19 protein-coding genes and 2 tRNA genes are annotated in these 22,371 nt (G+C 50.4%); 3 read left to right on the plus strand and 18 right to left on the minus strand.

The window, feature by feature from the left end; genetic code table 11:
* Position 1: 1 nt before the first annotated feature.
* On the minus strand, positions 2-328 hold the full coding sequence (locus B9Z44_RS01630) for a DUF6876 family protein (RefSeq protein ID WP_108401525.1): 327 nt from the start codon (positions 326-328) through the stop codon (positions 2-4).
* Positions 329-665: 337 nt separating this feature from the next.
* A complete protein-coding gene (locus tag B9Z44_RS01635) occupies positions 666-3,140 on the minus strand; it encodes a YecA family protein (protein ID WP_108401526.1) in 2,475 nt (824 codons plus the stop codon).
* Positions 3,141-3,737: 597 nt separating this feature from the next.
* Between B9Z44_RS01635 and B9Z44_RS01640 the strand changes: the two genes are divergently transcribed.
* On the plus strand, positions 3,738-4,310 hold the full coding sequence (locus tag B9Z44_RS01640; RefSeq protein WP_108401527.1) for a tyrosine-type recombinase/integrase: 573 nt from the start codon (positions 3,738-3,740) through the stop codon (positions 4,308-4,310).
* A gap of 92 nt (positions 4,311-4,402) precedes the next feature.
* Here B9Z44_RS01640 and B9Z44_RS01645 read toward each other — a convergent pair whose 3' ends face one another.
* The 5 genes from B9Z44_RS01645 to B9Z44_RS01665 are packed head-to-tail and all read right to left on the minus strand — an operon-like array spanning position 4,403 to position 9,073.
* A complete protein-coding gene (locus B9Z44_RS01645) occupies positions 4,403-5,404 on the minus strand; it encodes a 2Fe-2S iron-sulfur cluster-binding protein (RefSeq protein ID WP_108401528.1) in 1,002 nt (333 codons plus the stop codon).
* The gene (locus B9Z44_RS01650; RefSeq protein ID WP_108401529.1) at positions 5,401-6,375 is read right to left on the minus strand and encodes a PdxA family dehydrogenase; all 975 of its coding nucleotides are present in this window, start codon (positions 6,373-6,375) and stop codon (positions 5,401-5,403) included. The genes B9Z44_RS01645 and B9Z44_RS01650 overlap by 4 nt, the downstream gene beginning before the upstream one ends.
* On the minus strand, positions 6,375-6,848 hold the full coding sequence (locus B9Z44_RS01655; RefSeq protein ID WP_108401530.1) for an aromatic-ring-hydroxylating dioxygenase subunit beta: 474 nt from the start codon (positions 6,846-6,848) through the stop codon (positions 6,375-6,377). The genes B9Z44_RS01650 and B9Z44_RS01655 overlap by 1 nt, the downstream gene beginning before the upstream one ends.
* An 8-nt stretch (positions 6,849-6,856) precedes the next feature.
* Positions 6,857-8,095, minus strand: a complete 1,239-nt coding sequence (locus B9Z44_RS01660) for an aromatic ring-hydroxylating dioxygenase subunit alpha (protein ID WP_108401531.1) — start codon at positions 8,093-8,095, stop codon at positions 6,857-6,859.
* 12 nt (positions 8,096-8,107) lie between these two features.
* Positions 8,108-9,073, minus strand: coding sequence for a Bug family tripartite tricarboxylate transporter substrate binding protein (locus tag B9Z44_RS01665; protein WP_108401532.1), 966 nt, complete (start codon positions 9,071-9,073; stop codon positions 8,108-8,110).
* 113 nt (positions 9,074-9,186) lie between these two features.
* Between B9Z44_RS01665 and B9Z44_RS01670 the strand changes: the two genes are divergently transcribed.
* Positions 9,187-9,960, plus strand: a complete 774-nt coding sequence (locus B9Z44_RS01670; protein ID WP_108401533.1) for an IclR family transcriptional regulator domain-containing protein — start codon at positions 9,187-9,189, stop codon at positions 9,958-9,960.
* 374 nt (positions 9,961-10,334) lie between these two features.
* On the opposite strand, the gene B9Z44_RS01675 is transcribed toward B9Z44_RS01670, so the two are convergent.
* The 4 genes from B9Z44_RS01675 to B9Z44_RS01690 are packed head-to-tail and all read right to left on the minus strand — an operon-like array spanning position 10,335 to position 14,375.
* Entirely contained in the window at positions 10,335-11,300 is a 966-nt protein-coding gene (locus B9Z44_RS01675; RefSeq protein ID WP_108401534.1) for a PDR/VanB family oxidoreductase, read from the minus strand.
* Between the two features lie 19 nt (positions 11,301-11,319).
* Positions 11,320-12,090, minus strand: a complete 771-nt coding sequence (locus B9Z44_RS01680) for an SDR family NAD(P)-dependent oxidoreductase (protein WP_245912740.1) — start codon at positions 12,088-12,090, stop codon at positions 11,320-11,322.
* A gap of 7 nt (positions 12,091-12,097) precedes the next feature.
* Positions 12,098-13,075, minus strand: a complete 978-nt coding sequence (locus tag B9Z44_RS01685) for a Bug family tripartite tricarboxylate transporter substrate binding protein (RefSeq protein WP_108402764.1) — start codon at positions 13,073-13,075, stop codon at positions 12,098-12,100.
* Between the two features lie 25 nt (positions 13,076-13,100).
* On the minus strand, positions 13,101-14,375 hold the full coding sequence (locus B9Z44_RS01690; protein ID WP_108401536.1) for a Rieske 2Fe-2S domain-containing protein: 1,275 nt from the start codon (positions 14,373-14,375) through the stop codon (positions 13,101-13,103).
* Positions 14,376-14,613: 238 nt separating this feature from the next.
* Here B9Z44_RS01690 and B9Z44_RS01695 point away from each other — a divergent pair, with 238 nt between their 5' ends.
* Positions 14,614-15,342: an IclR family transcriptional regulator gene (locus B9Z44_RS01695; RefSeq protein WP_281258785.1), complete on the plus strand. Its 729-nt coding sequence runs from the start codon at positions 14,614-14,616 to the stop codon at positions 15,340-15,342.
* A 337-nt stretch (positions 15,343-15,679) separates the two neighbouring features.
* Here the strand turns inward: B9Z44_RS01695 and B9Z44_RS01700 are convergent, their stop codons facing one another.
* The 7 genes from B9Z44_RS01700 to clpP form a co-directional block, all read right to left on the minus strand.
* The gene (locus B9Z44_RS01700; protein WP_108401537.1) at positions 15,680-16,174 is read right to left on the minus strand and encodes a hypothetical protein; all 495 of its coding nucleotides are present in this window, start codon (positions 16,172-16,174) and stop codon (positions 15,680-15,682) included.
* Positions 16,175-16,189: 15 nt separating this feature from the next.
* Positions 16,190-17,581 (minus strand): site-specific integrase, encoded by a 1,392-nt coding sequence (locus tag B9Z44_RS01705; protein WP_108401538.1) that lies wholly within the window; start codon positions 17,579-17,581, stop codon positions 16,190-16,192.
* A gap of 138 nt (positions 17,582-17,719) precedes the next feature.
* Positions 17,720-17,793: transfer RNA gene (locus B9Z44_RS01710), tRNA-Cys, on the minus strand.
* Positions 17,794-17,842: 49 nt separating this feature from the next.
* Positions 17,843-17,918 (minus strand) — tRNA-Gly (locus B9Z44_RS01715).
* 57 nt (positions 17,919-17,975) lie between these two features.
* Complete coding sequence (lon, locus tag B9Z44_RS01720; protein WP_108359928.1) at positions 17,976-20,393, minus strand: endopeptidase La; 2,418 nt, start codon at positions 20,391-20,393, stop codon at positions 17,976-17,978.
* Positions 20,394-20,449: 56 nt separating this feature from the next.
* Entirely contained in the window at positions 20,450-21,715 is a 1,266-nt protein-coding gene (clpX, locus tag B9Z44_RS01725; protein WP_108359929.1) for an ATP-dependent Clp protease ATP-binding subunit ClpX, read from the minus strand.
* Positions 21,716-21,750: 35 nt separating this feature from the next.
* Positions 21,751-22,359, minus strand: coding sequence for an ATP-dependent Clp endopeptidase proteolytic subunit ClpP (gene clpP / locus B9Z44_RS01730; RefSeq protein ID WP_108359930.1), 609 nt, complete (start codon positions 22,357-22,359; stop codon positions 21,751-21,753).
* Between the last annotated feature and the right edge of the window lie 12 nt (positions 22,360-22,371).

Raw genomic sequence — 22,371 nt, forward strand, 5'->3', positions numbered from 1 at the left:
TCTACTGATTTGGGGGAATGCCAAACAGTGCGATCGAGTGCATAGGAAAGTCTGTGTATGGGATCTCTTGACGTGCGTATTCTTTACCTCTGCCATCCTCATAGATCAACTTAGCTTTGTATCCATTCACTGTCATGCGCACTTGCACAAACCAGTCCTGTGTCCCAATTTCGGACAGATGGCTTGCAATCGCATCCATCATCCAGAAGCACTCTGCCTCTTCAGCTAGGTACTTGGTGCCATCTGTGAGCAAGTGCTTGTTGGTGATGCGGTAATACTTTTCAGTTCCGATGAATTGAATAAGTTGGCTTGGATCGAAGTTCTTCATCTATAGTCCTTTGTGTATGACTACAGTTTGTTTTCAGATCAGGTTTTGGGCGACCTGAAACCCGATGGTTTGGCGGGTTACCTGCTGTGCGATGGAAGGACTTCTTTAGGCTGATCCGAGACATTCGCCCGTAATTTACGAACGTCGCCGGCCGCCACAAGCTGCCACTCTGTCTCCGGCGGACTCGCTATCCCGTTCTGAAACCAGAGCCAAGCGCTCGGCGTGGAAACGGAGGTGCCGCCTGTATTCCGATTTTTTAATACCGGCATGACTTCTCGAGCACACGCATCGCGCGAACGATCTGCTTTCGCGCCGGACCGGATAAGTGGAAATGCCGCTATGCCCGCATTTCTGGACCGCAGCACTTCTTAAATTTCTTACCTGATCCGCACGGGCACTGATCGTTTCTTCCAATGCGCCCACCCGCGGCGACAGCTTTGTGAAGCCGGGCCTCTCTTAGCGCCTCCCCCCGTGCCTTTAGCGCAGGGAGTTCAAAGACAGAAATGTCTGCGCTACGCAGGAACTGCCATTCGACATCGATGAGCTGTCCCACCTCCCCATAGGTGAGCTCGAGAAGAACTCGCTCTGGCTCATCGTGCATCACCATGATCGCCCTCGCGTGGTCACGCATTTCGTCCACAGGAGAGCGGCCCCAGTTGGGTGCCGATACGAAGGCCGTCAGGCGCACTTCACCAAAGGTCGAGAACGGCCGTGGTCGCACAGTCGACGCACGAGCCAACTCTTGCTTCAACGTGATGAACATCCGGTCTCGCCAGTCTCCGCTCACATCAAGCAGGTAGGCAGCGATCGCCGACCGCCCCTTCTTCTCGCTGGTGCGGAGAAGGTCGAGTATTTCCGCCATGCCGACGGGCATCTTTTGACGCAGTGGCGAAGGCAGGGTTGGCTCCGACAAGCGCGCCGTGAAGAACCTGTCGATATCCTGCCGGTAGCCGACGAACTGCAAATGCGCCGCCCTTCCACCAACGAGTTCCAGCGCGTGCTTGGGGTAGTGGTTGTGCTGCAGGTACATGCCCAAATGGTCCAGCTCGTCATCCAGCTGAACATGATCCGATGTCAGGGCATCCCTGCGCATCTGGACAAAATGCAGGAACTCAAGCGGGTTGGCGAAGATATCCGCGTACACACGGAGGTCATCAAGTGACAGCGACCATACGGACTCGCCCACGACGCTGGCGCCGATGGCAGGCAAATGCTGAACCTGAGCAGCGATTTCCGTGAACGGATCAAGCGTGACCGCGCAAATCGTGACCTGGCGGTAGTCCCGCAACCGAAGTCGGCCAGCTTCCTTTCCTTCCTGGTCGAGCAAGGGGACCTCTTCGGCCGTTCGCAGATACCGGAGGAATCGGTTCCCCTGTTTCGCGGGAGCAATCACCAGACTCTTGATCGATTGCAGGTGAGCATCGACATCCGTGGCAGGCGAGGTGTAGGTGAACGATCCCGACTTCACCTCAACAATGAACAGGTGGTCATCAAACACAAGAATGCCGTCCGTCTCGTACCGCTGTGCCGCCGCGCCTCCTTCGCCCAGCCAGTAGTAGATTTCGGTGTGGCAAACCGCTCCTGGCAAAAGCCGTCGCAAGTAGTCGAACGGCAAGGTTTCCGTGACCTCTTTTCTTGCATTGATCCAGGCTTGCTTGTGGCCCTGACTCTCGGCAAACACCCGCTTTTCAAGTTGCCGATAGAAGTAGTCAAATAAGCCGCTCAGATCGAAACAGTAGTATTTGCTATCGAGCTTGATGAAGGGGCGCTTGAAGATGGGCCAAACGCGCAACGGCCACCCCTTCAAAGGTCCATCTGCGAGGAACTCGCCATCTTGGCCTGGCGCCCATGAAAAGTCTTCGAGGAATGCAGGAGGCAGATTCGTTACTTTCTGCAGATCGAAGAGATCGTAGAGAAGGAAGAGTCCGATGGCCCGACCTTGCTCCTCCTCAAACCCGTGCCTAGCGATGGACTCCCTCAGCATCTCTGCAGGGTCCTTGGCGGTAACGAGGCCAGCCCTGACGTCGGCCTCCAAGGCCTCCAGAGACACCTTTCGGAAGTTGTCCATTGCTTCGTAGGCATCTCCGATGCCCTTGGTCAGCGAATGCCAAATCTTCTCGAGCTCATCGCAGAGTTGTACGCTGGTCAACCCGTAGATTTGCTGGATTGATCCCGTCTGCGGTGCCAACAACTCGCGCAGTGCCAGAACTTGATGGTTCTGGTACTGCTGGCCAGTGACGTTGCACCAGTAGAGCTGCGCCCTGAAGTGGAACTCCTCGAATGCGTCATCCACTTCTGCTTTGTTCCGCCGACGTTCAGCGGTGGCGCATATGAAGTAGCGTGCGTTCAGCTTCTGAAAGATCGATTCAACCAGTCCCTGCAATCGGGTCCAGTCGGCATCTGAAGGCTTTTCTGCGTCAGCAGCACCGCGCGGTATCGCTGCCACCAGGCTCTGAACGTAGTCAATCATCCTTGCCGCATGGGCGTGCTCCTGCCCGACTTCGACCTCGCTCTCCATCCCCAGAGTTGCCGCGCTTCGTTCCCACCATGCTCGGTGGAGCATCGACAGCGGATCAAGCTTTGACACCAGGACCGCAGCACTCTCGATGTCGCGATCGATATCCCGCACCACCTCAGCGTAGCCCTCGACAAGGCGATCCTGGAACTTCTCGAACTCGCCAGGCAGCCAATTGGTCTCCGAGACGACATTACGTCCAAAGCGCGCCATGTTTAATGGACCAGCGCTAAACTCCTCGTCAGGCCGATGGACAGCATATCGAGCGTTCTGTTTCTTCTGTTTTCTTTTCTTCATCAGCTGATCGTGCCATGCCTTCGTCAGCGCGGCCAGCGGCCTGACGTTTATCGGCTATCAATGGGTCGCAGGCAAGCGCGCAAATGACGAGTCCATTTGGTACGGCTGACCGCATTCATCCAGAAAGCGCTCGTAGGCCCGTCAGTGGCGACCGACAGCAAGCGCTGCAAAGCAGCCACAGCCCACCGTACCCTGCCCTTCCAAACTTCATGTAAAGCATGAAGTTTTCGTGACGCAAATCCCACGATTAGCTCGTGCGTCCATATTGTGGACACTGCGACCACTGGCTAAAGATGCTTAAAACACGCTACAGCACTCCCGATTCACCCGTTCGAATACTTGGGTGGCTGGCTCCCATGTTTAACGCTTATAGGGCTGCATTTACTTCGTAGTTCTGTTGTCCACAGCCCTGCTCCGTTATCCACAAAAAACATAAGAAAACTATGCTTTTCAATGATTTCGTAGCTAAGTCATTGATTTTGCTAGGCCTCTAAATCACGCTGGTAACCCGACACTTTGGCGGGTTTCAGGTCGACCTTTTGAACCTATGAAAACACAATAAAAGCAACAGAAAACAGTGATTTCAGGAGAACACAAATGGCACAAGCAAAAACACTTAGCAGCAAAGATTTCGAACAAGTTCTTGCTTACGTTGAAAACCGTGCACACGCAGCACGTAATCGTGCAATGCTGATGCTTACGCACTTGGCGGGTTTGCGCGTTGGTGAAGTCGCTTGCTTGCGTTGGCAAGATGTCACAAACAAAGACGGTGGCGTTAAAGAAGAAATTCGCTTATTGCCAGACATGACTAAAGGACGTCATGCACGTACTGTGTTTGTCAGCAGCAAACTGAAAACGGAACTAGAAGCCTATGCAACAACCGCAAAGTGTGTTGATCGCAGCTATGCATTCTTTGCAACACAGAAAAGCATCAAGCACGGTTTCTCAGCAAACAGCCTCACACAAACACTCGCCCTACTCTACAAAGGCGCTGGGCTTGAAGGAGCTAGTAGCCATAGCGGTCGTCGCAGCTTTTTAACGAACTTGGCTAACAAAGGCACTTCGATTCACTTGCTGAAAACAATCGCCGGACATCGCAGCATCCAGACAACCGCCATGTACCTGTACAGCAGTCCAGCCCAGTTGAAGGCTGTGGTTGAGTTGGTTTGATTAAGCCTCAAAGGTTTTCTGCCATGAAACCGTTTACACAGAATCTAGGACACGCCCCAATCCAATACATCTGAAGAAATCAGAGCTTGCAATTAGCCTACGAACGCATCTGAGTAAAAATTCTCATCGGATAAGCCCAACTTAGAACACACTTCACGCAGGGCTGTGACCATGGGCATACCCCCGCAAGCGTACACATCCCAATCACTTAAATCTTTAAAGTCGGCGCGTACCGCTTCATGAACAAAGCCTACGCGTCCAGTCCATGCGCTGACATCTGTCGCATTGCTCAACAAGGGATGTATCACCCAACCTGGGGACTGTTGAGCCCAACGTACCAACACATCAGCGGCATAAATGCCATCTTGTGTGCGTGCGCCCCAGTACAGATGCACAGTACGTTGTAGCTTTTGACGCACGATGTGGTCCAAGATGGATTTGATGGGAGCAAAGCCTGTGCCGCCAGCAACCATGAGCATGGGGCGCTCACTGTCTTCGCGCAACCAAAAATCACCGTGAGGCAATTCAAGTTTGAGAAGATCACCCACTTGAATGTTTTTCAGCATTGCATCGCTGAAATGTCCTTGCGGTAAATTGCGAATATGCAGCTGAACCGCATCACTTTCGTGCGGTGCATTGGCCATGGAGTAGCTGCGTCGTTGTCCATCGGGTAACAGCAGTTGCAGGTACTGTCCTGCTTTGAACTTCACACGCACACCCGCAGGAAAGCGCAGTTGTAGCTGTGTCACATCAGGTGCGAGTTGAATTTTCTTGAACACCTTAGCTTGCACGGTCTTGCGCGCTGTAGGGTCAATGCGGTGCCAAGTTTTAGGTGCGATAGATAAATCGCTGGCAGGCTGTGCTTTGCAAAACAGATGCTCATCATGCTGGTAGATGCCAACTTCGTGCGAACCGCCTTGCGTGCCTGGCACCAACTCACCTTGCACCACACGGCCTTTGCAGTTGCCACACACACCATTGCGGCAGGAGTAAGGCATTTCAATGCCTTGGCGCATGGCTGCGTCCAGCAAGTTTTCGTTGGCAGCGCAGTCAAACGCCGCCTCACTGCCTTCAATTTGAATCTTGAAACTCACACATGACTTTCTAAAGGAATCCCAGCCAACAAACTCACCGTCCGAATCATCGCCTCGGGATTGGCAATCCCTTGACCCGCAATGTCCATGGCACTGCCATGGCCCACGCTCGACAACACCACGTCAGCACCAATCGACAAAGCGCTCGCACGATGCGGATAAAGCAGCTTAATGGGAATATGTCCTTGATCGTGGAACATGGCGATATACAAATCGTGTTCACGCGCAGAAAGTAAGGTGTCCGCGCCTTGCGGGCCGTCGACCAGCAAACCTTGTGCACGCAGCCATTCTGCGGCGGGACGGCTGATCAATTCATCTTCTTGCCCGAATAAACCGTTTTCGCCTGCATGGGGATTGATCCCAAACATACCTATGTGCGGACGTGCAACACCTAAGCGATGCAACGCACGAATACCAGCATACACAGCTCGCTCAATGCGATCTTGTGTGATGTGGTCCAAGGCTGTCTGCACCCCCTCGTGCAAGGTGACGTGCACGATGCGCATGTCGCCCCCCATCAGCATCATGAACACTGAGTCTTCAGGCTGCCCTGTGACGGCGGCCACCAACGAGGGATAACCACTGAATTTGATGCCCGCAAGGTGCACCGCAGTTTCGTGATGCGGCGCTGCCACCACCGCCTCAAACTCGCCACGCTGTGTCGCGTGGATGGCCTCGGTTGCAGCAGCAATGGTTGCGTCACCTGCTGCTGCACACACCACGCCGGGGCGGTGCATGCCCAAGGGCATTGCAGCAGTGAAAACACAACTCAAACTTTTGAAGACTTCCTCAACACCAAGCTGCTGCGCGGTCGCTTCCATCACCTCTTGTGGGCCAAAGAGCGTGAGATGAACACGTGCATCATGGCGCAAAGCGATGGCGGTCTTGATGGCGATCTCGGGGCCAATGCCATTGGGGTCGCCAATCGGAAGGGCAATCCGCGTGACCGCCACAGCGTGAGAAGTAGCCATCAGAGCGGCACCGCCAACAAGGTATCGATGCGACTGCTGTCGCAAATCACTCGACGCGATTTAAGCTTAAGGCTTTCAGTGTCAAGCATGAACGTATCGCGGTATATGCCGCAGACAAATAAATCGGTTTGTCCGTCATGCATGATACGCACCACCATAAACGGCGTTTCCACATCGACTTGCTCATGGGTACTGTGCGTGATGAACGGCAAACCCAAGATGTGACGATAGCTTTGACGCTCATAAATATTGGCATGACGCAAGGCAGAGACACGGTCATGAAGCATGTTGCGGTTGTTGGCCCAAATCAGGCCAGCAGCCAAACCTGCACGGTCGTTCTCAGCAGTGGTGACTGTGTAGAGGCATTGCGCGTCGAAAAAGTCGGGCCATTGCTCCAAAGCATCTTGATCAATGCAACGAATGTAGGCCGCATGAAAGTCAGCAATGCGTTCGCGTAGTGAGAGATTTGACATGATGTTTCTTAAGCCTGCATAAGTTGACGATAGGCTTTCCAAAAGCCACGCACAGATGCCTCGGTCACGCGCGAGGGGCTGGAGCTGGTGCTTTCGCCGCCCATTTCAATCACGGCCTCCAAATCACCAGCAGCAGCAATGCCGCGTTGCACAAAACCACCCACGGCACCGTCCTCCATCGACACAAAACCAGCTGGACCAATCAAGTTGGCTTGCTTCAAGCGCACCTCGCGTTGCTCGGGTGTGTCGTTCGCATAACCTAAGTAAGTCCAATGCAAATCGGTAGACGCCACGCCTTTAGGTAGCACTTGGCGAATAGCCAAACAATTTTGAATTTGTTGCAACACAAAGCCAGGGAACACCGACAAGATTTGAAGCGTGATGCCGTCTTCAAACTCTTTAAAACCTTGTAGCAAACTCGGATCTGCCAAGCGATAGCCATCTTGGTCTGATCGCAAACCTTGATCTTGATATTGCTTGCCTGCTTCTTGATCAGGCGCATCAACCATCGAATAACTGACGTGATGACCACCTGATTCGCTCACGATCACCGCACCGCGCTGCGACAAACGGTTGAGTTTGAAGGTGGTGAAGAACAGATGCAGCAAACTGGCGTGGTAGCTGTCCTTGACGTTTTCAAAATACAGTTTCCAGTTGTTAGGCAGCACTTGGGTGAAGCGGCCAATCACCTCCACCGGTTTGTTCAGCACGCGTTCAATACGAGAACAAATTTCGGGACCCAAATAGTCTTCGATTGAATCAACGTCCTCGCTGAAACTCACAAACACCAGACCACAAAAAACAGCCACGCGGAGTTTGCGCGGTGAGTGATCTTCTTTACAAAAATGCTCAGGCATGCCGCCCGCACCGTTCAGTCCCGTCTCAAAGGCTACGCCCTTGAGATTGCCTTGTCGATCATAGGTCCAAGCGTGATAAACACATTGAAAGTCACGCGTCTTGCCCGCACGATCCAAGCAAATCAAAGCACCGCGATGTGAACAACGGTTTTCAAAGGCGTAGATTTCTCCATCGTCATCTCTCACCACCACCACGGGAGCGCTGCCCACATGGCCTGTTCGGTAATCTCCTGCCTCTGGAATTTCAGAATCCAGACAAAGGTAACTCCAAGCATTGCCTTCGTAAATCTTTTTTTGTTCCTCGGCCAAGACATCTTGACTTTGGTACACCGCATAAGGCACGCGTGTGTAGCTTGGCGTGGACCAGTGAATAGGTTGATAGTCGCTCATACTTATTTCTTTTTAATCAACAGTGACGCTGGAATCGCGAATGACTTTTTGCCACTTAGCGGCTTCATCGCGCACAAAACGACCCATTTGCTCAGGCGTGTTGGCCACCACTTCAGCGCCCTGCTCTGCAAAACGTTGTTGCACATCAGGCATGCGCAAGGCTTCCACGATGGCGGCATTGAGTGCCTGAACAACAGACGGCGGCGTACCGCTAGGCGCCACTGCCGCAAACCATGTCACAGCAACCATGCCAGAGATACCAGCCTCATTAAAAGATGGCACGTTGGGCAACGCGGGAGATCGCTTGGTATCGGCTACAGCCAAAATGCGAATTTTTCCGCCTTTTTGCAAAGCGGCTGAAGAGCTTAGATTGTCAAAAAACACATCCACCTGACCGCCTGCTAAGTCAGCCAGCGCAGGGGCCGTTCCTTTGTAGGGAACGTGCAGCATTTGCGTGCTGGTAAGCGACTGAAACAGGTTAGCCGTCAGGTGCGAGGTGGAACCATTGCCCTGCGAGGCGTACGACACTTTGCCGGGATTTGCTTTGACATACGCAATCAACTCTTGCACCGAGTTGACTGGCAGTTTGTTGCTCACGGCTAAAACATTAGGCACCGCAGCCAACACAGTGACGGGTACCCACTTGGTAGCGTCGTAAGTGAGCTTGGGGTACAAGCTTTGATTGATAGCGATAGGACCAGGGGGCGACATTAATAAGGTGTGACCATCTGGATCAGACTTGGCAACAAATTCAGCGCCAATATTTCCCCCGGCTCCTACTTTGTTTTCAACCACCACGCCCTCAGGAAAACGCTTGCGCAATTTGTCTGACAAGATGCGAGGCAACACATCGGCGGTGCCTCCTGCAGGGAAAGGAACGATCATTCGAATCGGACGGGTTGGAAAATCTGCGGCTTGTGCCACATGCAGACCCAACAACATGGGGACAACCACAAACAAACTGGAAAGTTTTTTCATCTGATTAATTCTTTCATCGAAAGCATAGATTCTGAAAACCTATCTAAGATGCGTCTATTAGAATTTGCGCATATCGCAAATAAGAAGAATATTTATTGAGCCATATCAATCACATGAATTCATCCAAAGCTACTGCCAACGATAAAAACCACATTGCAGGCTTAGCCAAAGGGCTTCAAATATTAAGTGCCTTCAATGGGGCATACACGCGTCTTACCCAGTCACAAGCCGCACGTTTGGTGGGTATCACGCCTGCGGCAGCACGTCGTAGTTTGTTGACGCTGTGCGATCAAGGTTATGTAGCAACAGACGGCAAATATTTTTGGCCCGATCACGGTGTTCTTCGGTTGGCATACGCCTATGCTTCCGCAACGCGTTTACCGCGTTTACTCCAACCGGCTTTGGATGCCTTGAGCGAGCGGACACGTGAATCCGCATCAATTGCCGTTCTGCACAATCAATATGTCTTAGTTGCAGCACGCTCTACCGCCCAACGCAGCTTGACCGTAGGATTAGGCGTTGGGTCGCAGCTTCCCTTGCATTGTTCAGCGACAGGCCGTGTTTTACTCGCGGCTCACCCCATAAAAACACGTGAGGCCATGCTAAAAAAAAGTACCTTGCTGAAGATGACGCCTCACACAGAAACCAACTTGTTAAAGTTGACAAAAATTTTGACTGAATGTGGATTGAATGGCTATGGCATAAGCAATGAAGAAATTGAATTAGGCGTGCGTTCACTTGCAGTACCATTAATTAACTCAAAGCAAAACGTAATAGCCGCACTAAGTATTTCTAGTCGCGCAGACCGGATGACTAGCAATGACATGGTTAGTAAGTTTTTGCCAATCTTGCTTAAAACACAAGCTTGGGCACAATCACGAATCTAACATCTTCTATCAAGCAGATCACTACCTTCTGCTACCAGCTTGACTCTGTCGCGGCGTTCGAATGGATAAAAAATCCACACAAATTCCGAACGTACACCCTTGCATTTACGAATGCTGCGATTCGACATAGGAACCCATTTTAGAGAAGCATCTTGAAACTTGTTGAGCAAGATGCCTCCCAAGCAAAGAAAATCAGTGCTTCAGCGACCGCCACAAATGTGAATCCTTGCAAAAGAATTCACATCAAGAAGCTCGCACCAATTACCCCGCTGCATTTCAGAATACAGAGATGCAATCATCCACAAGAATTTAGAACATCCTCGCAATAACTTTTCAAAACCAGAATCACCTTCTGTGTCGTAGCTTTCATATATTTAAATATCCAAGACTAAAACATCTCCTTTTCCATGCGATACACAAATCATCATTGACTTGTTAGCTATTTGCTCTTTCTTCGTCAAGATGCTATCGAGATGCTCAACTTCGCCACACAAAACGCGAGTTTCACAAGCGCCGCACAATCCCTCTCGGCAACTATGCTCTGGATTCAATCCTTCTGCTAACAGCGCATCAAGTACAGATTGCCCTGCAGCAACAGCGATGAATTTTCCACTCTTTTTTAATTCAATCGTGTAGCCTGATTTCATATCGGTTGACACCGGCTCTTTGATACTGAATCGTTCAATATGAAAATTTTCATACGCGTGATGATTGCAAGCATCTTCGAAAGCAGTGAGCATAGGTACCGGACCGCAACAATAAAGATGCGTATCGCCAGAGTAGCCAACAAGCAATTTCTTTAAATCTGGTGGTCTGTTCATCTCATCATCGAAATGGCATTGCAAGCGAATTCGATGATTTGTAAGAGCCTCAATGTCAGCAAGAAAAGCGGCTTGCTTTCTGGACTTTGCACAATAAATGAAATCAACCTCCGCATCATGCGCTCTTAAATATCGCAGCATTCCCAACATCGGCGTAACACCAATGCCGCCAGCCACTAGAACTTTTCTCTTTTCTGATGATTCCAGTGAAAAGTTATTACGTGGCTTTGAGATTTGCAGTGTCGTCCCAACATGAAGTTGTTCATGTATGAATTTTGAGCCCCCACGACTTTTTGCATCTTTCAAAACGGCGACCACATAGCGGTGCGATTCGCGAGAGTCATTCAGTAGAGAGTAACTACGTACAAGTCCATTAGGTAAATTCAAATCAATGTGTGAACCCGGCTCAAAATTGACGAACTCTGAACTACCAGGCGCAGGATGCAACTCAATGCTAATTACACCCTCAGCCTCCCATGTAATAGATTTAACGAGTGCATTCAAGAAAGGTGAGGACATAAATATTTCGCAAACAAGATCACATTATCGAAAGGCCACCATCAACCATGATTGATGTACCAGTCATAAACGAAGCTTCGTCAGAAGCCAGCCAAAGAATTGGTGCGGCGATTTCTGCAGGTGTAGCCCAACGACCAAGCAGTGAAGTACTTTGACGTTCAGACTTCAGTTTTTCAACATCCTTACCTACAGCCTGAGCACGTGTCACATGAAAGTCAGTCAAAGTAGAACCAGGACAGACGGCATTGACGCGAACACCATTTGGCGCCTCTTCAAACGCTAGCGTCCTTGTCATCGCTAACTGTCCCGCTTTTGTTGCGTCATAAAGCCCCATGCCTTTTCGTCCAGTCACTGCGTAACAAGACGAAACGTTCACTATGCTTCCCCGACCACTTCGACGTAAAGCAGGTAGCGCAGCACGAGCGTAATTTGCACACCCCACAAAATTGACATCGACCATGGCATGCCATTCAGCAGGTGTGGCATCCGACAGTAGAGAGTAATTACGCATAGCAGCGTTGTTGACCAACACATCAAGACTTCCAAAGTCATTCAATGCTTTTTCAACGATATCAAACGCAGCTTTCTCGTCAGAAACGTCTGCAGCGTACTGAGCGATTCGAGCATTTGGAATAACGGACCTGATTAACTCCGATGTGCGCAATAGCGCCTCTTGGTTAAAGTCAACAATGACAACTGAAGCCCCTTCTTGACAAAATAAATGTGCAGTTGCAGCACCTATGCCAGCACCGCCACCAGTAATCAATGCAGTTTTGTTAAGTAGTCTCATATGATCCTCAATCGGCTTTTGCGCCAGTAGCCTTGATTACTTTGCCCCAGCGTGGTATCTCAGATCCAATCCAATTACGGAACTGATCGGGAGATCCAGCGATCACCTCAAACTCCATGGACTCCAGTTTTTCACGAACTTCCGTAGATTTCAAAATTTTTACAAGCTCTTTGTTGTATCGATCAATTACTGGCTTTGGCGTGCCAGCTGTAGTTAAGAAACCAATCCAAGACGTTGCTAAAAAATCAGGATATCCAGACTCAATCAATGTTGGAACTGTTGGCGTACTTGGAAATCTTTTCTGACCTGATGTAGCAATCAACCGTAGGCGCCCTTCTTTTAAAAATTGCTGAACATTGCCGGGCACAAGAAATGCTGCATCTACATTGCCTGCAAGCAAATCTGTAATCGCTGGACCTGCACCACGGTAAGGAATGTGTGTGATTTCGACACCAGCAGCAAGCTTGAACATCTCCATCGTCAAATGAGATGCGCTGCCTACTGCAATTGACGCGTACGACATCTTGCCGCCACTAGATTTGGCATAAGCAACCATTTCCTGTACGTTTTTTATGGGCAAAGCAGGGTTCACGACCAAATACTGAGGTGCAGCAACAGCCAAGGTGATTGGTGCCAAATCTTTAACAGAGTCATAGGGCATTTTTTCAAACAAACTTACATTGATCGCAAGTGGCCCGTTATATCCAACTAAAAGTGTGTGTCCATCTGGAGTTGCTTTAGCGACGAAATCGGCACCGATATTCCCTCCAGCACCAGGCTTGTTTTCAACAATGACCGGTTGCCCAATAGCTTCTGATAACTTAGGTGCAACGATCCTCGCGAGCACATCATTCGTACTTCCAACAATTGGCACGATGATCTTTACAGGCTTTGATGGACTCCATTCTTTTGCAAACACAGAATTGCTGATACTTATCCACACCAAGAAGAAGATCGTTGCTTTCCATTTTTGTTTCATATTCATTTTTATCTCCATTTAAAAATCGTTTTCAAATAGAAAACAACGGTTGATCTAAACCATCAGAAAGATTTTTTTGCGCCCACTCAACTGGATCAACAGATCTATCAAGCAATACACCCGCCGCTCTAACGCGTTGTTCAATAGCATTTAGTGCCGGAGGTTCAGTTCCTTGCTCCAAACCCAAAGCGGCTTCGTGCAGCATTCGTCGTGCCATCACAATAGCTTTATCAGTAGGGAGCAACTGCTCTGCCTCGTGGTTTTGAATGGGCCCCATACTTTCTTGCAAAGAATAATCTTGCGCAGCAAATCCAAAAATTCCGCTATAAGCGCGTTTATCTTTTTGCGCTACTCGATCCATCAGATAGTCGTTATCGCGATTCGCTTTGGGAACAAAACTTCCAGGTGCTTCATATTCAACATGAATGCCTTTGCCGGCCACCATCGCTGATCGCTCTTCTGCTGATAGTGGCTTATCAGGATGCCAGTTCATGCTCCATGCCATGCAACTGTGATCGTCAATTGGCACCCAAATGTGCCCACCTAACGCATGATGCCCAAATGGAGGAATCAAAGTGAACCATGGAAATAACCATTGAGTCACTCGCCAGTAATAAGAATCAGGTTCACCGTTACGACGTCCAAACAACGTCAAACCAAATGGGTTCTTTTCAATTTCAAAGATTACATTTCCATCAGCTTTTATGTAATCCAACGCTTTAACACCTTGATGCATCGGATCGCCATCTACTTCATAACTGTGCACGAATGACACATGACTTGTGTCAATTCCACCTTCCATCGCTTGCAAATAGTTGGAGTATTGGATGCGTTTAGAAACAAAAACATGGTTCTCTGGCAAATTGCACCACTCCAACTCCGGGGGTTCCGGCTGCTTATCTGCGGGGCCCATGTAAGCCCAAACGATGCCGCCGCGCTCTACACAAGGATAGGCCTTGATGTGCATTCGTGCACATGCTTGTGGCGACGATGGAACATCAACACACTTGCCATCGCCATCAAATTTGACGCCGTGATATGCACAACGAATACCGTTTTCCTCATTGCGGCCAAAGTACAACGAGACACCGCGGTGAGAGCAAAACTCATCGATCAACCTTGCTTTGCCATCGCTGTCACGAAATGCCAATAACTTTTCTCCGAGCAATCCAACTCGAACTTGTGGGCCATCAGCATCCGCAATCTCACTCGACATCAATGCAGGTACCCAATACCGACGCATCAGATTACCCATCCGGGTACCGACATTCGTTTGCGTCAACGTTTCTGACATCTCTTTGTTCATAACTTCAATCTCCTTTGATTTACGTGTTTTGTTACTTTGTTCGACTCAATCAGAATGTCCGCCTGATGAGACATGTGTTCATTATACGGACATGCTTGATCTATGTCAACAAAATTTAGATCCACTTAAGCATCTGTAAAATCTAAGATTTACTCGCGCTATAAGAGGCGAACTAAATGAATCTATAAAAGGCAATAAGTTGATACAAAACGAAAAAGTGGCTGATAGCGTTCGAGCCGTGGACAGAGCTCTCGAGATCCTTATGGCGTTTACGTCTAATGACTACGAACTTTCTGTTGCTGATTTACTCAAGCGAGTTGAGTTGAGCCGCCCTACTTTGTATCGTCTGTTAAACACGCTTGAGCAAAGTGGCTTTGTTGTATCAGTGGGGGAACCACAAAAATTTCGATTAGGCCCATCTATCGGGCACTTAGCACATGTGTGGACATCCAGCTTGGATATTGGTGTGGTTGCACAACCAATGATGCATCGCTTGAGAAATGCAACAGGAGAAACAGTGGCTCTATTTTTGAGACAAGGTGCTTTGCGGATCTGTGTTGCTGAACTACCTAGCGCTCATCCATTGAGCTTCAAACGAGGCGTGGGCTATCAAGAACAAATAGTTTTAGGTGCAAGTGGCAGAGTGATACTTGCTTTTGCAAATGAAACAAGTAATGCTTTAGAGGCCTATTCCGTTAATACCAAGCTTGACCTCGAATTACTAACTTCTGAACTAACGAAGATTCAAAAACAAGGTTACGCAACAAGCCGCGATGAGTTGATTGAAGGTGCTGTTGCTGTCGCAGCTCCGTTCTTCAATAGTGCAGGACAAGTAGCGGGATCTATTGCCATCTTTGGACCTAGCGTCCGGTTAAAGGATGAACAAGTGTCTGAATCTGGACATTTGCTCGTCGCGGAAGCTCGCCTCCTATCTGCGGCACTTGGTGCCAAGAACGACTTCCTTTGATGTGAATCCTCACGGAACTGCAATTAGCTGAATCAGTTTTGCACGATTGGTCGCTGTTAACAGATGCAAATAAAAAGCTGATTTCGGCGCTACTAGATTTTTACTGACGCAGCAACATCTGCACAAAATTGACTCTAAAAACAAGACTTGAAAATTAAGCCATGAATTAGGCAATTCGGCTGATACCTGAGATCTACGAGAAATTCTCCCCAACACCAAAAGGGGGCGACAAATACCTGTAACTTAACCTAGCCGTCAGGCGTCAGAAGTGGGACTGTGGGGTTTGGTAGAACTGATACCGGAACTCTGAGTGGCTCCGTTACATCTTGTAACGCTTCTAATCAGCTTTAAGCCCTGCTAGCACCATCTGCACATACGCAGCTTTAATCGCATCCGTTGCACCCTGCACTTCAACGGTAACGTTACGTCGCCAATTCTTAGCTGCGACGCGAACCTGTCCAACCTTAGTCTCAGCAATGTAATCAACATCGTATTGAGGAATCAACTCACCTTGAGTCATTGTTGAATGAACAGTTGTGACGAAACTGCCCTTCAATTCGTTTGGCAACTCCCAGGCTTCGTTAGCTGCAAGCTCAGCTTGTTTTTTAAGGCGCTGAACAGTCAGCTTTACTACCGCAGGACTCATTGTTGCAACCACTGGTAGCTCATCTTCAATGGAGTGTCCTGCTTCCAACCTGCGCAATAAGCCCGCATAGAAGTCCACTTTCATAAGTGCCTGCATGCACAGCTCAAACGAACGGTGCGCAATTCTTTCAAAATCAAGGACCAACTGATGGTTTGAGGATTCAGTCGTGGCTATAGGCGTAGTCATGTCTAAATTCCTTGATTAGTTGGGAGCTGCTGCCGAAGAGGCCTGCTCTAAGGCTTCCTTAAGCTCTTCAAACGCGGGCTTGTTCTGCATCACCAGCGCAAGGTTCAAACCAGTGCTGAGTTCAGCAAAGTGCATGAGGTTGTCGTTGGGCGTATTGTTCAGAAGTTGAGCCACCGCATCTTCTCCCACTGCTTCGTTCTGACCAGTAAATGCAGCAGCATTCATCAAAGGTTTCATGTGGTTGTAGAACTTGGCAATCATGGTTGCACTGGTTCGCACCTGGCTTTGAATTTGTTCAGCTGTCAGCCCTTTTGCCACCATCTGCGTAATGGCAAAGTGACGCAGGCTGTACAAGGTACGTTCCTCGCCAGTGGTTGGGCAATTGAGCATGTTTAAGTCTTCCAACAACTGCTTGAACTGAGCAATCAAGTGCACTGGCTGCACGCCATCACGAGCCCTGAAGATTCGCACCTCGTGCTTACCCTCCAAAACCTCGTAGATGGTCTTGTCCTGAAACTCTGGAGCCATTTGACGCAGCTTCTCCAAGTAAAGCCAGCAGCTACGATGCAATACAGCCCCCATAGGCTTGTTTTTCTTGACCGTCTTACCCTTTTGTATGTGCGCGTACAAAACGGGCTCTTCGCCTAGGTTATGGACTTCAATGTGACGCCACTCCAAGAACTCCATCTCAGTGCCTGGTCGCATGCCCGTGGCTGCGGCAAATGGCACGTAGACAGACAAGAGCTCTCGCAGATTACGAGTCCTACCCACTCGCCCCTCTTGAACCCACGCAGGCAGCTTTTCCAGAATCACTTCAATCTCTCTGGCTGAAAAGTCAGGCCTGCGTCCACCCTGCTCGCCTGTGTTCTTCAAAACTGGCTTTTGAAGGCTAGTCATGTAGCCACGCTCAATTGCGTAATCAAAGACTAGGTTCAATGCGGCGTTGTGGTTTGCCTGTGCGCTGTGACTTAGTTCACGTCCTACCTTAACCCGCCGCCACTCACAAAATTCTGTGAATACGGTTTGATTGATGCGGTCAACGTTGTACCCACCAAAGAATGGGATCAAGTAGGTCTTAATCGAATTGATGTAATCGTTGTTGCTGCCACGCTTGGTCTTGTCTGCTGCGACCTTAATTTCCAAGTCACGCTGCACCACCTCAGCCACAGCCTTGAACTTCTTGGAAACTACTGGGTGTCCAGCCTTGGCCAGCACTTTGGCTTCGAACCACTGCTCTTCAGCCAACGCCTTGGCTTTATCTAAGTCAGCAGTACCCGTAGCCTTGCGAATCCACTTACCAATGGCTTCAACTTTGAAGTGAGCTTGCCAGCGGTCACTATCAGGTCGGCGCACCAAACGAATCTCGTTTTCGCGCACAACTACGGTCTCAGGGCTTCTTTCCTTCATGTGTGCAGTTTACGGATCTTTGAGCAAAAGAGCAACCAAACGAACCGAATAAAACGTGCAATAACCGTGTAATGATTAAAACAATAAAAAAGCACCTAGCTCGTGAGAGCTAAGTGCTTGATTTATAAGGATAAATCCTGGAGGCGCGACCCAGAGTCGAACTGGGCTAAACGGATTTGCAATCCGGTGCATAACCGCTTTGCTATCGCGCCATCTGCTTTGACGAAAAAGGGAAGCATGGTGTGCTTCCCTTATCGAATGTGGAGCGGGAAACGAGGCTCGAACTCGCGACCTCAACCTTGGCAAGGTTGCGCTCTACCAACTGAGCTATTCCCGCATAAGACGCATATTCTAGCGCATTTTTCAGCCTGTTTAGGCATGCGCTAGAAAAATCTTAATGTTTGATCGCTTCGGCTTTGACACCCGCAACAGCTGCAGGTGTTGCAGCAACGACAGGCACTTCGTCTGGCAACGGCGTGGGCATTTTCTCAAGCGCGATTTCCAGCACTTTGTCGATCCAACGCACTGGCACGATTTCCAAACCGTTCTTCACGTTCTCTGGAATCTCTTGCAAGTCTTTAACGTTTTCTTCTGGAATCAACACAGTCTTGATGCCACCGCGCAGTGCTGCCAACAGCTTCTCTTTCAAGCCGCCAATGGCTGTGACTTCGCCACGCAAGGTAATCTCACCCGTCATGGCCACATCCGCACGCACAGGGATGCCTGTCAGGGCGGAGACCAAGGCTGTGGTCATGGCAGCACCCGCACTGGGACCGTCTTTAGGCGTCGCGCCATCGGGCACGTGGATATGGATGTCACGCTTTTCGAGCAACTCTTCCGAGATACCCAAACGACGTGCACGGCTGCGCACCACAGTGCGAGCTGCTTCGACAGACTCTTTCATCACATCGCCAAGTGAACCCGTACGCGTGATGGTGCCCTTGCCAATCATGATGGCAGCCTCAATGGTGAGCAAATCGCCCCCCACTTCGGTCCAAGCCAAGCCTACGACTTGACCCACTTGGTTATCGGCCTCAGCACGGCCGTAGGTGTACTTGCGCACGCCAAGGAAGTCGGGCAAGTTATCTGCGGTCACCTTGACCTGTGGCGTCATTTGCTTGAGCAGCAAAGCCTTGACCACCTTGCGGCAAATCTTGGACATTTCACGCTCTAACGAGCGCACGCCAGCTTCACGCGTGTAGTAGCGCACGATGTCGCGCACAGCCGCTTCGTCCACTGAGAGCTCAAAATCTTTCACGCCATTGTTTTTCATTTGCTTGGGCAGCAAATACTTCATGGCGATGTGTGTTTTTTCGTCTTCGGTATAGCCCGACAAACGAATCACTTCCATGCGGTCCAGCAAAGCTGGTGGGATGTTCATCGAGTTCGAGGTGGCCACAAACATCACATCGCTCAAGTCGTAATCGACCTCCACATAGTGATCGGCGAATTTGTTGTTTTGTTCGGGGTCCAACACCTCCAACAAAGCACTGGAAGGGTCGCCACGCGAGTCCATACCGAGCTTGTCAATTTCATCAAGCAAGAACAAGGGGTTACGCGTGCCGACCTTGGTCAAGCTTTGCAGCACCTTGCCTGGCATCGCGCCAATGTAGGTGCGACGGTGGCCACGAATCTCAGCTTCGTCACGCATACCACCCAAGGCCATGCGCACGTACTTGCGCCCTGTGGCTTTGGCAATGGATTGACCGAGCGAAGTTTTACCCACGCCAGGAGGCCCCACCAAACACAAGATAGGCGCTTTCACCTTGTCCACTCGCTGTTGCACTGCGAGGTATTCCAAGATGCGGTCTTTGACCTTGTCAAGGCCGTAATGGTCTTCGTTCAACACGTCTTCGGCATTGCCGAGGTCGTGTTTGATTTTGGTTTTTTTATTCCAAGGCAAGCCCACCAACACATCAAGGAAGTTGCGCACCACGGTGGCTTCGGCTGACATGGGTGACATGAGCTTGAGCTTCTTCAACTCAGCTTCTGCCTTCTTGCGGGCCTCTTGAGGCATACGCGCGGCTTTGATCTTTTTCTCGATCTCTTCAATGTCCGCGCCCTCTTCGCCTTCGCCCAGTTCTTTCTGGATGGCCTTGACCTGCTCGTTCAGGTAGAAGTCGCGTTGGTTTTTTTCCATTTGGCGCTTCACGCGGCCACGGATTTTTTTGTCAACGTTGAGGATTTCAACCTCACGCTCGATTTGCTCAAACAGGTTCGTCAAACGGTCGCGCACGGGCGACAAGTCCAACACCACTTGTTTGCTCTCAAGCTTCAAGGGCAAGTGCGCGGCAATGGTGTCTGCCAAACGGCCAGCATCATCGATGCTGGCAATCGAAGTGAGAATTTCAGGTGGGATCTTTTTGTTCAGTTTGACGTATTGGTCAAACTGCTGCATCACGGCACGGCGCAAGGCCTCGACTTCGCTGCCAGCTTCGGCGGGCAAGACTTCGATGGGCGTGACATGGGCTGTGAAGTGAGATTCACCATCTTCAATGCCATCCACCTTGGCGCGCTGTTGGCCCTCGACCAACACCTTCACGGTGCCGTCAGGCAACTTGAGCATTTGCAAAATGGTGGAGATGCAACCAACTTCAAACATGTCGGTCACAGCAGGCTCATCTTTGGCCGCGGCCTTTTGGGCCACCAACATGATGCGCCGCTCTGCAGCCATCGCCGCCTCTAGCGCTTTGATGCTCTTAGGACGTCCCACAAACAAGGGGATGACCATGTGCGGAAAGACCACCACATCGCGCAACGGCAACAAGGGCAGCTCAAGAGGGGTCGCGGGGAGTAAGGGTTGTCCAGACATGGTCAGCCTTCCTGTAAAAAAGGGACGCGTGCTAGGCACCGTCCCCGAGTGAATCTTTAAGCTTTCTTGGCAGCTTCTCGGTACACCAGCAAAGGTGGCTTGTTCTCGTCAATGGTGGCCTCTTCAACCACCACCTTTTCGACATTGGGCGAATTGGGTAATTCGTACATGGTGTCGATCAGCGATTGTTCAAGGATAGACCGTAAACCACGTGCACCTGTTTTGCGCGCCAACGCTTTTTTGGCAATCGCACGCAAGGCTGCAGGGCGAATTTCGAGCTCAGCACCTTCCATAGCCAAGAGCTTGCTGTATTGCTTGACCAAAGCGTTCTTTGGCTCGGTCAAGATTTGTACCAAAGCGTCTTCGGTCAATTCGGCCAAGGTAGCAACCACAGGCATACGGCCCACGAGTTCAGGAATCAAGCCAAACTTGATGATGTCAGCGGGTTCAACCTCGCCAAACACTTCAGACAAGCTGCGTGACTCTTTGCTCTTGACGGTTGCGCCAAAGCCAATGCCAGAGGCTTCTGTGCGGTTTTCAATGACTTTCTCAAGCCCAGCAAACGCGCCGCCGCAAATGAACAAGATGTTGGTCGTGTCAATTTGCAAGAAATCTTGGTTGGGGTGCTTGCGGCCACCTTGGGGTGGAATGCTCGCCATCGTGCCTTCAATCAGCTTGAGCAAGGCTTGTTGCACGCCCTCACCCGACACATCGCGGGTGATGGAGGGGTTGTCAGACTTGCGTGAAATCTTGTCGATTTCGTCGATGTAGACGATGCCGCGCTGTGCGCGCTCCACGTCGTATTCGCAGGTTTGCAACAGCTTTTGAATGATGTTCTCAACGTCCTCACCCACATAACCGGCTTCGGTCAGGGTGGTGGCGTCGGCCATGACGAAAGGCACATTCAACATGCGCGCCATGGTTTGGGCCAACAAAGTTTTGCCAGAGCCTGTGGGACCAATCAACAAGATGTTGCTCTTGGTCAGCTCAACATCGTCTTTCTTGGACGACTCTTTGTGCTTCAAGCGTTTGTAGTGGTTGTACACCGCCACAGCCAGCGTACGTTTGGCCGGCTCTTGGCCAATCACGTAGTTGTCGAGATTGGCTTTGATTTCCGCAGGCGTGGGCAGGTCGCTGCCCTTTTCTTTTGCGGCTTCTAGGCCTGGCAACTCGTCACGGATGATTTCATTGCACAAGTCAATGCACTCGTCGCAAATGAAGACCGAAGGGCCTGCGATGAGTTTTTTGACTTCGTGCTGGCTCTTACCGCAGAAGGTGCAGTACAGCGTTTTCTCGCCAGAAGCGCTTTTTTTATCAACCATGTCGTGCTTATGTTCGTGTGTGCGTTGTCTGTCGTTTAGCCGCGCTTGCTGATCACTTGATCAATCAAACCGTACTCTTTGGACTCGTCGGCACTCAGATAGTAATCGCGTTCGGTATCGCGCTCGATTTTCTCAAGCGGCTGGCCGGTACGCTCAGCCAAGATGCGGTTCAATTGGTCGCGTGTCTTCAAGATTTCACGGGCGTGAATCTCGATTTCTGTGGCTTGGCCACGAGTACCGCCCAAAGGCTGGTGAATCATGACCTTGGAGTTAGGCAAAGCAAAGCGCTTGCCCTTCTCGCCCGCTGCCAACAAGAACGCACCCATGCTGGCGGCCATGCCGATACACAGCGTGGACACATGAGGCTTGATGAAGTTCATGGTGTCGAACACCGACATACCCGCACTCACCGAGCCGCCGGGGGAGTTGATGTAGAGCGAGATGTCCTTATCGGGGTTCTCGCTCTCAAGGAACAACAATTGCGCCACCACCAAGTTGGCGGTTTGGTCGTTGACTTCGCCCACCAAGAAGATCACGCGCTCTTTGAGCAAACGTGAATAGATGTCGTAAGACCGCTCGCCGCGGCCCGACTGCTCAATGACCATGGGGACCATGCCCAAGGCTTGTGTATCCAGTGCGCTCATGTTGTTTCCTTG

Source organism: Limnohabitans curvus (assembly GCF_003063475.1).
Taxonomy (GTDB): Bacteria; Pseudomonadota; Gammaproteobacteria; order Burkholderiales; family Burkholderiaceae_C; genus Limnohabitans; species Limnohabitans curvus.